Source organism: Mesobacillus campisalis, assembly GCF_000986785.1.
Classification (GTDB): domain Bacteria; phylum Bacillota; class Bacilli; order Bacillales; family Cytobacillaceae; genus Mesobacillus_B; species Mesobacillus_B campisalis.
In genome coordinates this window covers 64,542-79,915 of sequence record NZ_LAYY01000004.1, presented here as the reverse complement: position 1 = coordinate 79,915, position 15,374 = coordinate 64,542, and the positions used below count along the sequence as shown (strand labels likewise).

Genomic DNA, 15,374 nt, shown 5'->3' with positions numbered 1-15,374 from the left:
CACTGCGTTAACGCTTTAACGCAGTGAGGGTCAGGCACTTTTCATTATGTTATTTATGAAGGTTCTCTTGCAGCTTCATAATATATTTCAATCCCTCATGGGCATCTCTAAATGTTGAGATATGTTTAAGTTCTCCAATGCTGACTGCCAATTCTGGCTTAATACCAACGACAATGCACTGGACACCTAATAATTTTAAGCAATCATGTAATTTCACAACTGTTTGCCTTACACTTTCATCAAATTGTTTGACTCCTCTGAAACTCAACATGACATATTCAATTCCCTTTGAGCTGCACTCTTCCAACACAGCAGGAATAATGGTTTCTCCCCTGTCCATGTCAAGTTCCCCAACAAGGGTAATCGCGATGGTTTTATCCCATATATTTAAAATTGGAGCAGATAACTCCCTGATTCTTTTCTTCATTTTTTTTTCTTCTTCTGCTTGTGTGGTCACGTCCATGAGCATGACCATGTAACCTTCAATATCCTGGTTTTCATTCTGGCTGCTCCTAATGGGAGAAATTACGATATCAGCGACAAAGGTATTTTTTATATAAATCCTTGCCCTATGCCCATCTTGTAATCCAGCCATTATTTGCCGCTGGTGCGAAGGGTGATCATGGAAAAAATCCATACTCTTTCCTATCACTTCTTCTGCATTTTTCAGGTTATATAAAGGAGCGATTGATTCAAACAATTTTCTTGCTCTTGAATTTAACCAAATAATATTAAAATTTTCATCAGCTATAATTATATTTTCACCAATACTATTTAAAGCATCGGTACCATTTATGTTAAGTAGCGGTTCAGTCATAAATTCCACCTTGTTTTTTCTTAGTTGTAATCCCTGTAACGGATTGCTTAAAAGATGATGCCAGCAATCTTATTATGATTTTGATTGCGGCAGAAATATACGATCATCTGTTAACATTGCGCAATGGCAAGTCATTAAAATATCTTTAAGTTGTTCCGGAGTCCGTTGAACGTCATATGCACAAACCGAAATGATGTCTTTTCCTTTTATAAACTTATCAAGGTTCTGTTCATACTCCTTAATCTTAGGAATAATTTCACTTTCTTCTCCCCATTCGACAAGACCCCAGGTCCATACCATACTATGGTCGTCCAGGAAAGGAGCGATACTTTTGATGAAATGGTCATAAATAACTTTGGGGTCAAAGGAGTTATTCGCATAGTAGAAGTCGAAATTATTAATAATATGAACTTTGGAACATTCTTCTTCGCTAAATTCCTTCATTAACCTGCTGTTGATATGAATGATATTTCTCTCATTTTCAATCACCAGGATATGGTAGCCCTTCTTAATGCCGATTGAAATAAAAGTCATTACATTATTGAGATAAAGATCGTTATCATTAAAATGATAAAAAATATGTGCTTCTTTATCATTAAAGTGACTCAGAAGTTGCCTTAAACCGTTTTGCACTACCATCACCTTCCGCTATAAAAAGGATTAAAAATAATTATACCATTTTTAATCGAAGAAGTGGCTTAATCTAATTTCGGTATATGGCTGGAGCAGACCGATATTACTTACCATTATCGGTAGAAACACAAAAAAAGAAGCAGAAAAATCCCTGCTTCAAATTACTCCTGTCTTCATCCAACACTATATCTATTCAACCTCCCTGTGAATCTTCGTCACTGCGATATTCAAGAATATCTCCAGGCTGACAGTCCAAAGCTTTGCAAATTGCTTCTAAAGTCGAGAACCTGATGGCCTTTGCTTTCCCATTTTTCAAAATGGACAGATTGGCCATTGTAATCCCAACCTTCTCCGAAAGTTCTGTTACACTCATTTTCCTCTTTGCCAGCATCACATCAATATTGATTATAATTCCCATTGTTTTCACCTCAGACTATTAAGTCATTTTCCGATTTTATCTCAATCGCCTCGTTTAACAGCATCTGAAGGACAGCAGCAAAAACCGCGATGACCAGGGAAGCAAAAACAGGAACCATTCCGATGATAATAAGACCTGGTGCATCGTCCAGCTCCGCCACGAGAAAGACAAATGGCAAAATGACCACATACAGACCGCTGATGGCTATGGCACAGTATTTGATCCTCTTTAAAGCTTGAACAGACAAATCAGAGAAGGCCTGGTTTTTGTCAATATAGCTTAAAAGTTTAAAAGCCTGATACAAGGCAGCCAAAAAAGGAATCACGGATACATACATGCCGATTACAATTGGATAAAGGATATGGGCATAATCAGGGTTTGCCGGATTCTTGGAAAGCCAAAACAGCCCGAATATCCCCATAGCAAGAACCGGTGCTGCTATTAGAATAACCGCCATTCTTAAAAACAGGGTTGAACCACGTTTCATATAAAAACACACCTCACTTCTCAGTTATGAATTTAATTTACCATTAAATTTATCGTTTTTCAATAAATATTTATCAATACTTATCAAATTTTTATTGAAACAGCGGGACGGTTCTCCTGCTTCATCTTCCAATATGAAGCAGGAGAACCGTCCCCTTGCATTGCTTATTTAATTTCCTCGATAACGGAGCTTCCTTCCGTCCTTTCGGCATCCAGCCATTGCCACTTTTCAAGTAGCCTGATTCTGCCATCAGGCAGGATTTCCGGAGTGGAAACACATTCCCCTCCTCTAATTTCATTATTCCTGTTCACATGGTTATATCTGAACTCCAGGCAATCATTCTCCTTCACAATCCCTACCAAGGCGCCTTTGAGGATTTGTCCGCCGCTGTATGCAGCCGAAATGATGTTCCCATCTTGTTTATACTCAAAAATCGTTTTAGATGAAACCTCCCCGTTTTCGGTATTTTCAATAGAAACAAACTTTCGTCCATTATAATCAATCATCATTCCATCTCCCTTATTGTCCCTTTTATAAAATTTTATCATTTTTTAAGCATTTTTACCGTTCGATCCAAATGGCTATTTCTCAATAACAATAGACAATTTGTAGTTTGCATGTTCGTTCAATTCTTTTAAAAACTCATTCAATTCTTCATTGGATGGAAACTTGCATTCGAGCAGGTAGCAGCCATCCCCGCTGATTTTATAGTTATTTATAAGGTATCTTTCCTGTGTTTTTATGAACGACAGATAAGATTGATGAAAGATGCTTTCGGTTATGATGGTGATAAAAGTATGTATGGCATAACCCAATTTTGCTTGGTTCACTTTAATGGTATAACCCTCAATCACTCCGCTATCTTCCAATTTCGCCACCCTGGCTGAAACAGCTGGTCCCGTCAAATGGACTTTCTCTCCTAATTCTTTCATCGTGAGCCGGCTATTGCGCGACAGTTCCTCAAGTATCCGCTTGTCCGTATGGTCCAACATGTATTTCACTCCTTTCATAAATAAAGTCAAAAGGACAAAAGACTTTCATTCATCCATGTATCGCTACTAGTCCATAGTTTAGAATATGCATTGTTGATAAAAAACCGCAACCAAAAAGGAGTGGATAAAATGAACATTCATCATATAAGAAATGCGACAATCGTCGTTGAATACGCAGGGAAAAGGTTTTTAATCGACCCGATGTTAGCAGAAAAAGGGACTTACCCACCATTCCCTAATTCACCAAGACAAGATCAGTACAATCCTCTGTTTAGCTTGCCAACCTCGATTGACAAGATTATTCAGGATATTGATGCGGTCATCGTAACACATCTTCATTATGACCACTGGGATGAAGCTGCCATGGAAGCATTGCCTAAAAATATAAAACTGTTTGCGCAAAATGCAGAAGATGCGGCCCAAATTCGGAATTCCGGCTTCAAAAATGTAGAGGTTTTACAAGAAGACACAGTCTTTGAAGGCATCCAGCTGATGAAAACAAAAGGAGAGCACGGCAAAGGAGAAATCTTAAAACTGGCTGGCCAGGTGTGCGGGGTTGTCTTCAAGCATTCGGATGAAAAAACACTATATGTGGCTGGCGATACGGTTTGGTATGATGCTGTTCAGGACGTAATCGCCACACAGCAGCCGGAAATCATTGTAGTCAACGCCGGAGACAATCAGTTCTTTGAGGGCGGTTCTCTTGTCATGGGGAAAGAGGATGTTTATGAAGTATACAAGGCCGCCCCACAGGCAAAAATCATCACTGTCCACATGGAAGCTGTCAATCACTGGGCATTGTCAAGAGAGGAATTAAAGAGTTTTATCAACGAGAAAGACATGGAGGCCCATATCCTGGTTCCTGACGATGGTGAATCTTACACTTTTTAAAGAGAAGAACACCTTTGCTCTTCTTTGGAAATATAAAACCCGACAGGCATCAAAGCCTGTCGGGTTTTAATATGACATTCTTGCCAAAACAGTCTTTTACTAAAAGTGACGGCTCCTTTTTTGCAACTTAAAATGTCACTAAGAACCTAAAATACGGAAAGTTATCCAATGATAATCCTCTCCTTCGGATAATGGAAATGGTCCTCGGTTTGCTTCTTTGTAAAAATAAAGATGAACGAGAGAATTCCAATCCGGCCGATAAACATCAGCATGATAATTATCGTCTTGCCAATACTGCTGAGCTCCGGGGTAATTCCCATTGATAAGCCAGTCGTTCCAAAAGCAGAACAGACCTCGAACAAAATCTCCATTAGGGAAAAAGGCTCGGTAAATCTAAGGGCTATCACAGCGAGAAAGCAGATTGCAAGCGCGGTATGCATAATCGCCATTGATTTTAGGATATCATCCTGAAGCAGTTCGCGACGGAAGATTTTCAGGCTTTTCCGTCCTCTTGAAAAGTTATAAATGTATAGGATATTGATCGCAAAAGTGGTGGTCCGCACACCGCCCCCCACCGAACTTGGTGAAGCCCCGACGAACATTAACAAGCATATCACAAGCAGGGTCGGCTCGGAAAATTGGCTAACGTCCATCGTGGCCAACCCTCCATTCCTGGTGGTAGCCGATTGAAAGAAGGCATAAAAGAATGACTCATGCCAGGATTTATCGGCAAAAAAACGTCCGGATTCCAATATTAAAATAGCAGCAGTTCCAACGAACATTAACGTAAAGAAGGTGGTTGTTGTCAGCTTTGTATATAAAGAAAAATGATTGGCACGATTGAGTTTTCTATTTTTCACATAGTCCTTGACCTCGATCAGCACGGGAAAGCCAATTGCCCCGAGCGTCAGGAGAATGATGTTAATGATTTGAACAAAATAATCATTTGCAAAAGGCACCAAAGATTCCCCGGTAATATCAAAGCCCGCATTCGTCGTTGCGCTCACTGAGGCGAACAAGCCATGCAGATACGCTTCCTGCCAGGTTGGAAAATACGTTAAAAAATAAGTCCCCAGTATGGCTGCGCCAACCAGTTCAATCGCCAGGATAATGAATAAAATATTCTTCATCAACCGGACAAGCCCCGCCAATGTTGACTGGTTCTGGTCCGTCATGATTAGCTTCCTTTCCTTCAACCCTATTTTCTTTCCGAGGATCAGCCAAAAAAAAGTTCCCAGTGTCATGATTCCTATGCCGCCGAATTGCAAGACGAACATCAGGATGAAAATACCAGCCGTACTGAATGTGTCGGGGGTGGAGACAACTGCCAGCCCTGTTACACTGATTGCACTCACGGCAGTGAACAATACATCCAGAAAGGAAAGCTCCACACCCGGTTTGGTGGCGAAAGGCAAGCTGAAGAGAGCAACCGCTATGAACGCTGCAATCAAATAAAAAGTTACAATGATTTGAGCCGGTGATAAATGTTCAAAATTTCTTTTCATTCTATCCATACAAATGGAACTCCTTTTGCCAAATTTTTAGTGATAAAACTACTGTAAAAAAAGAATATTTATATTGTCCTCCTTGTTGCCTTCATAGTAAACATTTTTTATAAGAAGGAGGAACAGTCAATATTAAAGTCCACTTTAAACAATGGTATTATAGTCCATATGTACTATTCTTAAAACAGTTTTAGGAGAATTGCGAAAACTGGCTCCCTTTGACAAAATAAAACAGAAAACCAAATAGGTTTTTTAGCCTTGGTTGGTCAGTGGTCTTGCCATTCGACCAATTAGGTTTTTTTCTATTGTCATGCAGGTTTTCCTTTAATAAAATAGATTACAGAAAATTCTTTAAATGAATTGGAGGATTGGAGACTTATCAATGTTTTAAACCAGAGAGAAAAATATTCTAAATTCCTTTTGGCAGCCGTATCCCTTGTTGGCTGGGCAATCATTACGAGGTCACTGAAGGATATGTATCTTCCGCATGAGCCTATAGTTCTTTTGCTATTAACATTGTTCTTATTCCTCAGTGAATACTTCCCTATGCCTGTTTGGAGAGGATTTACATCGATTAGTTTCCCGCTGTTATATGTTATCTACATATTATACGGCGTTTCCTATACCCTGGTTATCTTTGCGATTGCAGTGTTGACTGTCAATTTGATTCAACGCCGTCCTGTCCGTATCGTATTTTTTAATCCGGCCCAGCTGATTGTAAGTTTTTTCCTGTCACATATACTTTTATTCCATGCAATTCCTATCCTTGAAAAGTTCACAGATTCTGAAATCATGTTGGGATTGGCCCAATATAGCATGTTGCTGGCACTCTTTTTGTTATTCAACAATTTGATTGTCGATATGGTTCTTGTCATTCGGCCCCAGCCTTATCCTTTTAAGATTTGGCTGCAAAAATCGATCACCGAGGGCCTTAGCGGCCTGGTTTCCCTGCTGTACGGATTCCTTCTCTATTTTATCGGACAGGACCGGGGAGAAATTGACATCTTTTCATACTTCTTTTTCTTCTCTCCATTAGTGGGTCTTGCTCTGCTCAGCTCCGTCATTGTCAGGCTGAGGAAAGAAAGAAAGCGGTTGAAAGCCCTGTTCAATATTACCAATGAACTAAACCAGATGCTGCCGACCCAAAAATGGCTGAGCAAACTGAAAGAGAGCTTTCAGGATTTCATGAATGTGGATGCCCTCCTCTTATGGGTAAAAGAAGGAGGCGAATGGCAGCTTGCAATCAAAGATGGGCATGTCCGTAAAAATGCTGAAACTACATCTAACCTCCTCTCATCCTTTGACGAGGTTAAAAGCCCTCTTATCTTTGACAATCGGAAAAAGGGCTTCGGGCCAGCTGATTCGTTTTTCGAAAAGGATATTAAATCGGCGGTCTACTCTCCGCTTGTAATCGATAATGAAACCGTGGGGATGTTTTTTGTTGGGAGAAGCCGGACAAGAAGCTTTGAAGACGAAGATATCCGTTCAATTGCCACCCTTTCAAATCAGCTTGCCGTTATTCTCAAGACGAAAATGCTTTTTAACGAAAAGGAAAAGCGCATTGTTCTTGAAGAAAGGAATCGTATTGCCAGGGAGATTCACGATGGTCTTGCCCAGACGCTTGCGGGTGCCGTTATGAAGCTGGATACCGCCGGAAAGAAAATTGCCAAACAGCCGCAGGTCACAGCCATGCTTGTGAAAGAAAGTATCCTGGGGCTCAGGGAAAGCCTGAAGGAAGTAAGGGCATCAATCTACGCGCTCAGGCCTTATCCGACCGAACGAACCGGATTAAAAATGGCCATTGCAAATAAAATTGAGGCCGTCAGGAAGGACCACGGAAAAATCATTCATTTTGAAGTCAGGGGCCATGAAGAAGAGCTCTCACCAATGGCAGAAAAGGTTCTTTTCGATACCTTTAAGGAGAGTATCCAAAATGCCGTAAAACACTCGAATGCGGATAAGCTTGAAGTACTATTAAGCTATCAAAGCGAACATATCCTGCTGAAAATTAAAGACAACGGAAAAGGCTTTTCCCTGTTTCAGGCCATGCTGAAAGCTCGCACACAGCCTCATTTTGGAATCCTGCAAATGAATGATGCCGCAGATAAAATAAATGCCTCCCTGCAAATAGACAGCCATGAGGGCTCTGGCACGGAAGTAACAATCATTGTACCGAAAATGGGGTTTGAAGGAGGAAGTCAAATTGATCAAGCTGATGCTGGTGGATGACCATGCTGTTTTAAGGGATGGTTTGCGCAACATTTTAGAAATGGAAGAAGATATGTTTGTGGCGGGTGAAGCTCAATCCGGCGAAGAGGCCATCCGCAGGATGCCCGATCTGAAGCCGGACTTGATTATCATGGATATCAATATGCCGGATGGGAACGGAGTCGAGGTAACCGGGATTATTAAAAACAGATATCCAGATGTTAAGATTTTGATATTAACCATGCACAGCCATGAAGAATATTTTATGTCTGCCATCCGTGAGGGTGCGGACGGATACATACTGAAGGATGCGCCTTCCGAACAGGTTGTGGAAGCAGTCCGGACTGTCGCAAAGGGAGAGTCTGTCATTCATCCTTCGATGACCCGGAAGCTTCTGTCCTTCCATCAGCAGAAAAAAACGGACCAGGAAGAAAAGGCACTCACCGAGCGCGAGAAGGAAGTGCTTTTATGCCTCGTGGAAGGCATGAGCAACAAGGAGATTGCCAACAAGCTTTACATCAGTGATAAAACGGTTAAAATCCATGTCAGCAAGATTTTCAGGAAACTGAATGTAAAAAGCAGGTCACAGGTGGTCATCCAGGCCGTTCAAAAACAGCTTGTCCCCCTTCCCCCAGGTTTTTAGGGGTTTTTTTTCTGCATAATCACATGCAGGAGGAACCCGTCCTTCCTATTTCATATACTACTTTGGATGTAGAGCATATAGTGCCAGCCATAGTTACATATACGTCCTCTGCATAATAGTTGTTTCCTGCCGAACATGAGATATTTTATGAAGGAACACATTACTTTTACAGAGGTGACGTAAATGAAGTGGAAAATGAAAATATGCTTATTGACGGCAGTTCTCTTTGCCGGGGTGCTGCTAAGCGGCTTGATGCCCTGGTCAACTTCCAAGGCGGCAGGAAATGGAGGCGCGGTAATCGATCCTGGTTTAGCTAAGCTTCTCGAGACTTCGACTGTCCCCGTTGAGGTGATTGTTACGTTTAAGGACAGCGGCACAACCGGTTCGCAGCAACTCAGCCTGCTTTCGGGGATCGGTATAAAAAAAGGGATCGTGCTGAAAAGCCTGCCTATGGCCGGCGTTTTGGCCACAAAGGAACAAGTTAACAGGCTGGCGCAAAGCGATGATGTTCTATCCATCTATTATAATAAACCGCTCAGATATGAAAATGACTCTTCTACGGATTTGACAGGCGTTGATAAAGTCCGGACAAGCGATGATATGCGGAAGCTGAATGGAGGGCTTCCTGTTTCAGGAAAGGGAATTGGAGTTGTGATTAATGACAGTGGTGTGGACGGAACCCACAGGGACATCCAGTATGGGGACCGCCTCGTCCAGAATGTTCTGGCATCCACCAATTTAAACGCCTTGGATGCCCTTCTGCCAATCACTTATATTGAAAATGTCCCAAATACCGATACCAACTCGGGTCATGGCACCCATGTTGCCGGAATCGTAGGCGGCAATGGCGCCATGTCTGGCGGAAAATATGAAGGTGTGGCTCCCGGTTCCAGTCTGATTGGCTATGGCTCAGGTGCCGCACTGGCCATACTCGATACTATCGGCGGGTTCGACTATGCTTTAACCCATCAGGAGGAATACAATATTCGGATTATCACCAATTCATGGGGAGATACATCAGAGGCCGGCAAGCCTTTTGACCCGCTTCACCCTATCAATATTGCCACCAAGAAGCTTTATGACCGTGGAATTGTCACCGTTTTCTCAGCGGGGAACTCCGGACCCGGGGAGAAAACGATCTCCGGAAACTATAAAAAGGCTCCTTGGGTCGTTACCGTTGCGGCCGGCGATAAAACTGGGAACCTTGCAGGCTTTTCATCGCGCGGGGAAAAGAATAGAGGGGGTACGGTGGTTGTTGACGGTCAGCAATGGACATGGGAGGACCGGCCAACAGTTACCTCCCCTGGTGTTGACATCATTTCCACAAGAGTCCTTTCTCCGGTCGCCTCCCTTGGCGCCTCTAAGGATCTTCAGTACGTTGAACCCGCTTATCTTCCGTATTACACAACGATGAGCGGAACATCCATGGCTGCCCCGCATGTGGCCGGAGTTATCGCCCTTATGCTGGACGCCAACCCGCTGCTGTCCCCGCTTGAAGTAAAAGGGATATTGGAAAAGACGGCCACTCCAATGCCCTTGCATGAAACATGGGAAGCAGGTACTGGTTATGTAGATGCCTACAAAGCGGTAGATGAGTCTTTCGAATACGCAATACCTGTCAAAAAATAATCATGCAGGGTCTGCCATCTATGGCGGGCCCTTTTCTGCTTCCCCTATAACTTTAGTAATAGCCTGTATACTCCTTCCGTTCTTTTATTTTATAACCTTAGAAGAATAGTCGCCGGCCCGTCCAAAGGCGATAATAAAGAAGTTGGAATATTAATGCAATTAATGGAGGGGAAAAAATGAAACGTTTGCTTCATGTTGTTTTTATCTTATTTCTGCTGATTCCTGCCTTTTTCGCCAAAAGCGGGGGAATGCATGCCAAAGCAGAGAGCGGAGCCGTCGTCGATCCACTTTTAACAAAAGCGCTCGGGACTGCTTCCATTGTGGAAGTTATTGTTACATTTAAGGGGGACAGCGCTCCGGATAGCCGACAGGTTCAGGTGCTGAAGGACCTTGGGATCGACACAGGAATTCTCATGCGCTCCCTGCCGATTGCAGGTGTTCTTGCCACGAAAGCCCAGATTGAAAAACTGGCGGAAAGTGACCAGGTGAGCTCCCTGTATTTGAATAAAAAGCTAACCTACTTTAATGCAGAAGCAACCGAAATTACCGGTGTAGATAGGCTTCGTACTGACGAATCCTTCAGGAAAGCCAATGGCGGCCTCCCTGTTTCCGGCAAGGGGATTGGGGTTGTCGTGAATGACAGTGGAGTCGACGGTACACACAGGGACCATGAATTGGGAAGGAATCTTGTTCAAAATGTCATGGCTTCAGCAAATTTGAACAGCCTCTCCCCTTCCCTGCTGCCGATTACGTATCAGGAGAACGTAGCAAATACTGATACGAATTCGGGACATGGAACCCATGTAGCCGGTACAGTGGGCGGCACAGGTGCCATGTCGGGAGGTAAGTATGAAGGAGCGGCTCCTGGAGCGGATTTAATCGGATATGGATCCGGGGCAGCATTGTTTGTTCTTGACGGGATTGGCGGCTTTGATTATGCCATTGCCAATCAGCAAAGATACAATATCCGTGTGATCACAAATTCCTGGGGCTCTTCGGGAGGCTTTGACCCTCACCACCCCATCAATGTAGCAAGTAAAAAAGCCTATGACCGGGGCATAACCGTCCTTTTTGCAGCCGGTAATGAAGGACCTGGCGAAGATACACACAACCCATATGCCAAGGCTCCATGGGTAATTTCAATCGCAGCTGGAGTGAAGGATGGGACATTGGCCGATTTCTCTTCCAGAGGGACAAAAGGGTCCGGCGGCACATTTACAGTGGATGGAGAGGAATGGTCCTGGAAGGATGAACCGACTGTAACGGCTCCCGGGGTCGATATCGTATCAACCCGGGTACTTGCCCCTGTTTCAAGCCTGTCAATCGACCAGGATGCTGAAAATCTGGATCCCGCTCATCTTCCTTATTACACCCATATGAGCGGGACTTCGATGGCAACCCCTCATGTGGCCGGAATTGTCGCCCTTATGATTGAGGCTGACCCAACTCTGTCTCCTGCCGAAATCAAGGAAATCATCCGGAAAACAGCTACCAATATGCCCGGATACGAATCCTGGGAAGTTGGCGCAGGCTATGTGAATGCCTATGCAGCCGTTGATGCGGTTTTCAACAAGAAAACGTACGGTAAAACAGTCAATGCGAATCAAACATTCAACAGCAGTGTTGAAACGTCGACTTCCAGAAGTGATTTTACCGTCGATTACAATCCGCTTACCCTTATATCCACTGCACCATACGAATTTACAGTCGAAAATGGAATTTCGGGATTGACGGCAAAGGTGGAAGCAAAAGGGCTCCTCGGAGAAACTGGGAACCCTGTAAACCTTGTTCTTACTTCACCCAATGGCACTGAGTACAGTTCGGGGGTCAGTCTGCTTTTCCCGCTAAACACAGCCAGGACTGTGACCGTCCCTTCCCCAGATCCAGGGAAATGGAAGCTCCAAATCAAAGGTTTGAGGGGTAATGAAGCGAATCCAATTGGCATTGGTCTTCCTGAAAAAGTTCAGGGAACACTTGCTTTTACTAAAGTGAGCGGTGTTGCAGGATTAAACGACATTTCCGGTCACCCGGCGGCAGGCGCAATCCAGTTGGGTGTGAGTGAGCGCTTGTTTGACGGATACGCAAACGGCACCTTTAAGCCTGAGTCCGAATTAACGAGAAGCGACCTGTCCAAATATTTGGTGATGGGTGCGGTAATCCGCCAGTCCCTTCCTTCTTCCGGTAACCCGACGTTCAAGGATGTGACGGCTGATGAAGTCCCTTTTATTGAAGCTGTTGCTGCCAAAGGCGCAGCTTTCAGGGATCAAAAGCAGCAGTTTAAAGGAGTCATGCTTCCTAAAGCCGACGGCAAATTTGCCCCGAAAAGTTCGGTCAGCCGCACTGAGTTGGCTTATTCCCTTATCCAAAGCCTGGGCTTGCAAAAAGAGGCGGAGGCCTTCACTGGGAATCTGACTGTGCAATACAAAGATGAACGAATTGCGATAGAGGACGCCGTACAAATCCCTGCGGAACTGAAAGGCTATGTTCAGCTGGCGCTCGACCTGAACATCATTAATGCAAAATTCACTGTCAGCCAGGGACCTTATGACCTGAAGCCTACTGTGAAAGCAAGTTTCTACCCACAGGAATCCGTAAAAAGAGGAGATTTCGCGGTGGCGATGGTTAGGTATTATAACGCGTTTCTAAAATAAGACTGACGAGTTCAGCCCTCCTGCGGGTTATACAGGAGGGCTGGAACAAAGTAATTTAGACATAAAAAAACTGTTCTTCGTATAAATGGGTATCTGAGGTTATTTTGTTATTAAATCAAAAACACCAATAGGATTAAAAATTAGATAAATACCAAACAGAGTAATAGCAAAAATTAAAAAGAAAAGAACTTTATTTTTCATCCACACCCCACCCTATACCGAGTATGTATTAATTTCCTTTCGTCCCATCGACAACCATGTCTGCCCTTTCAATCGGTTTTTGCTTTTCAAAATAAATATCTTCGGAGAGCATCCAATTATTTTCCCACATCTCGCGAGCTTCTTCCCCATCTCTTTCAATACCCCTCGAGAGCCTTATTTCACGTGGACAGTCCACCCAAATCTTTAAATCATAAAGGTTTGATAATTCTTCCCGTATGGAATAAACGCCTTCAATGATGACAATCCCACCCAGTGAAACACTATGCCATTCCGCAAGAGCATCTGTTTTCCAATCATATCGCTGGTAATGGCCTCCTTTTTCCTGATTAAGCGGTTCAATCACTTGCTTTAATAAACGCTGCCAATCAAAATCAGCGCCAACCGGTTTTTTAGTGGGATGTGCTTGGATGATCTCTGATGATGGAAGATAAAAGTCATCCATGTGTACAATAGTGACATTCGCGCAATGTTCAGTTATTTTATCCGCCAATGTGCTTTTTCCCGAACCGCCAAAGCCATCAATCCCAATGAGATAGGTGTTTGGTGTGTCAGCAACGGAATTCAAATGATTGGTTAATTCTTCGAATGCCTTAAATTTCCCTTTTATAAAGTTCACTCAATCACTCCTTCTGTTTAAAAATGCAGCAGAACCGTCCCCTCGCTTCACAGTCCTGCGGCGTTCAACAAGAAAATAAATTGAATAGGAACTTATTAAAATAAGTGCTATTAAGATGGCAATCAGGAAGCCAAGCATCCCCTGTATACCAACCCAGCCTATCGTAAATGTAAGAAAAAATAATTCATAACAAAAACCAACAAGAATAATAGCAATTGGAACATTAAATGGGAATAACTGTTTCCAGCCTTTTGCTAGGAAAGCAAAAATGATCAGCATGGCAATGGTAATGACAAAATGGAGCGTCCCCCAACGTAACCCTGCACGAGACTGTGCATCTTCACCGAAGGCAGGTGTATTGTATAGGTCATTTAGTGTGATGGTTGCAGTAATAACCGCCGTCAATAAAACGATGACGAAAATGCTCCAGTTAATAGTTTTCAGGTTATTTTTATTCTTCATTTAATCCCTCCTAATGTAGTAATAGTGGATAAATTTTCATTACTGCCCATATTGTAATTAGGCACCAAATCAATAATATTATTAAACCGCCTGTCCAATTCTTCGGCTTGCCATTTCTCATCAGTGCTTCTGCCTTATCTTCACAATCGGATAATACATCTTTCGGTATCATTTTCAATGCTAACATTATCCCTAACGGAAGGAGAATGACCTCGTCCAAATAGCCGAGAATTGGGATGAAATCCGGTATCAGATCAATTGGACTAAACGCATAGGCGACAATACAGCCAGTAAATACCTTTGCATACCAAGGTACCCGTTCATCTTTACAAGCATAGTAAAGAATGAATATTTGCCGTTTTAATTTTTTCGCCCAATCCTTAATTTTATTGAACATTTTATCTCCTCTTATCGAAGGCTTGCTCCGTTTGATAATCTTAATTTTGTGAAGGCGTCAATATTTTTATGTTCCCCCCCAAGCAGGAGTGGGTTTATTTGACGCTTTTGTGGAAAATGTTATGGTTGTTATATATGTTTGATTACTTCTATAAGAAGTGGAAGATGTTTTTATAAAAAGCACTAGGAGGATCCAAATATGCTAAGTGATTCCGATTTGAAGCACCTTCGACGTTGTATTGAATTAGCAACAATCGCGCTGGAGAAAGGAGACGAGCCATTCGGTTCCGTTCTGGTGTCGGCCAACGGAGACGTGCTTGCAGAAGATCATAACCACGTTGCTGGCGGTGACCATACCCAGCACCCGGAATTTGCTCTGGCGCGCTGGGCGGCCGCGAACATGACACCCGAGGAAAGAAGTAGCGCAACAGTATATACATCAAGCGAACATTGCCCTATGTGTGCTGCGGCCCATGGCTGGGTTAGGCTGGGCCGGATTGTTTATGCAAGTTCGTCCGAACAGCTGGCACAATGGTTGAGTAAAATGGGAGTTTCTCCATCTCGCGTTCGGAATCTTCCCATCCAGGAAGTTATTACCGATACCCCAATTGACGGACCTGTTCCTGAACTGGCGGAGCAAGTACGTGAGCTTCATCGTCGGTTTCACGCAAGGAAAGGATGAACCTGGCACGCTGTCGTCCTGTAAGATCAGTCCCCCACTGTACTAAAAAAGAAGAGTGGGGACTGACACCTTTGCACCCACTCCTTCATTCAGGGAAAACGAGCAGCAAGCTCTTTGGACCG

At 43.3% G+C, this 15,374-nt stretch carries 16 protein-coding genes; 6 read left to right on the top strand and 10 right to left on the bottom strand.

All coding sequences use genetic code 11. The features are described 5' to 3' along the window. Positions 1–49: 49 nt before the first annotated feature. From WQ57_RS04830 to WQ57_RS04805, 6 genes are all read right to left on the bottom strand, one after another. Positions 50–817, bottom strand: a complete 768-nt coding sequence (locus WQ57_RS04830) for an STAS domain-containing protein (RefSeq protein ID WP_046522600.1) — start codon at positions 815–817, stop codon at positions 50–52. Positions 818–889: 72 nt separating this feature from the next. Next, positions 890–1,450, bottom strand: a complete 561-nt coding sequence (locus WQ57_RS04825; RefSeq protein WP_052948642.1) for an MEDS domain-containing protein — start codon at positions 1,448–1,450, stop codon at positions 890–892. Between the two features lie 193 nt (positions 1,451–1,643). Further along, positions 1,644–1,868, bottom strand: a complete 225-nt coding sequence (locus WQ57_RS04820; RefSeq protein WP_046522598.1) for a helix-turn-helix domain-containing protein — start codon at positions 1,866–1,868, stop codon at positions 1,644–1,646. Between the two features lie 10 nt (positions 1,869–1,878). Continuing rightward, a complete protein-coding gene (locus WQ57_RS04815) occupies positions 1,879–2,355 on the bottom strand; it encodes a DUF2975 domain-containing protein (protein ID WP_046522597.1) in 477 nt (158 codons plus the stop codon). A 164-nt stretch (positions 2,356–2,519) separates the two neighbouring features. Beyond that, on the bottom strand, positions 2,520–2,861 hold the full coding sequence (locus WQ57_RS04810) for an avidin-fold protein (protein WP_173427535.1): 342 nt from the start codon (positions 2,859–2,861) through the stop codon (positions 2,520–2,522). Positions 2,862–2,936: 75 nt separating this feature from the next. After that, a complete protein-coding gene (locus WQ57_RS04805) occupies positions 2,937–3,347 on the bottom strand; it encodes an Lrp/AsnC family transcriptional regulator (RefSeq protein ID WP_046522596.1) in 411 nt (136 codons plus the stop codon). Positions 3,348–3,476: 129 nt separating this feature from the next. Here WQ57_RS04805 and WQ57_RS04800 point away from each other — a divergent pair, with 129 nt between their 5' ends. Further along, a complete protein-coding gene (locus tag WQ57_RS04800; protein ID WP_046522595.1) occupies positions 3,477–4,238 on the top strand; it encodes an MBL fold metallo-hydrolase in 762 nt (253 codons plus the stop codon). A gap of 161 nt (positions 4,239–4,399) precedes the next feature. On the opposite strand, the gene WQ57_RS04795 is transcribed toward WQ57_RS04800, so the two are convergent. Then, the gene (locus WQ57_RS04795) at positions 4,400–5,752 is read right to left on the bottom strand and encodes a TrkH family potassium uptake protein (RefSeq protein WP_420912376.1); all 1,353 of its coding nucleotides are present in this window, start codon (positions 5,750–5,752) and stop codon (positions 4,400–4,402) included. A gap of 537 nt (positions 5,753–6,289) precedes the next feature. Here WQ57_RS04795 and WQ57_RS04790 point away from each other — a divergent pair. The 4 genes from WQ57_RS04790 to WQ57_RS04775 all read left to right on the top strand — a co-directional run bounded on the left by WQ57_RS04790 (position 6,290) and on the right by WQ57_RS04775 (position 12,874). After that, a complete protein-coding gene (locus WQ57_RS04790) occupies positions 6,290–7,972 on the top strand; it encodes a GAF domain-containing sensor histidine kinase (RefSeq protein ID WP_241481479.1) in 1,683 nt (560 codons plus the stop codon). Next, positions 7,947–8,594 (top strand): response regulator, encoded by a 648-nt coding sequence (locus WQ57_RS04785; RefSeq protein WP_046522593.1) that lies wholly within the window; start codon positions 7,947–7,949, stop codon positions 8,592–8,594. The genes WQ57_RS04790 and WQ57_RS04785 overlap by 26 nt, the downstream gene beginning before the upstream one ends. Before the next feature lie 183 nt (positions 8,595–8,777). After that, positions 8,778–10,223 (top strand): S8 family serine peptidase, encoded by a 1,446-nt coding sequence (locus WQ57_RS04780; protein WP_046522592.1) that lies wholly within the window; start codon positions 8,778–8,780, stop codon positions 10,221–10,223. A gap of 176 nt (positions 10,224–10,399) precedes the next feature. Further along, the gene (locus tag WQ57_RS04775) at positions 10,400–12,874 is read left to right on the top strand and encodes a S8 family serine peptidase (RefSeq protein WP_052948641.1); all 2,475 of its coding nucleotides are present in this window, start codon (positions 10,400–10,402) and stop codon (positions 12,872–12,874) included. 229 nt (positions 12,875–13,103) lie between these two features. On the opposite strand, the gene WQ57_RS04770 is transcribed toward WQ57_RS04775, so the two are convergent. From WQ57_RS04770 to WQ57_RS04760, 3 genes are read right to left on the bottom strand one after another with little or no spacing between them, the layout of a single operon-like run. Next, positions 13,104–13,661, bottom strand: coding sequence for a uridine kinase family protein (locus tag WQ57_RS04770; RefSeq protein WP_046522737.1), 558 nt, complete (start codon positions 13,659–13,661; stop codon positions 13,104–13,106). Between the two features lie 51 nt (positions 13,662–13,712). Next, positions 13,713–14,174, bottom strand: a complete 462-nt coding sequence (locus tag WQ57_RS04765; RefSeq protein ID WP_046522591.1) for a hypothetical protein — start codon at positions 14,172–14,174, stop codon at positions 13,713–13,715. A 10-nt stretch (positions 14,175–14,184) separates the two neighbouring features. Continuing rightward, positions 14,185–14,571, bottom strand: coding sequence for a YkvA family protein (locus WQ57_RS04760; RefSeq protein WP_046522590.1), 387 nt, complete (start codon positions 14,569–14,571; stop codon positions 14,185–14,187). 198 nt (positions 14,572–14,769) lie between these two features. Here WQ57_RS04760 and WQ57_RS04755 point away from each other — a divergent pair, with 198 nt between their 5' ends. Next, complete coding sequence (locus WQ57_RS04755; RefSeq protein WP_046522589.1) at positions 14,770–15,252, top strand: nucleoside deaminase; 483 nt, start codon at positions 14,770–14,772, stop codon at positions 15,250–15,252. Positions 15,253–15,374: the final 122 nt, after the last annotated feature.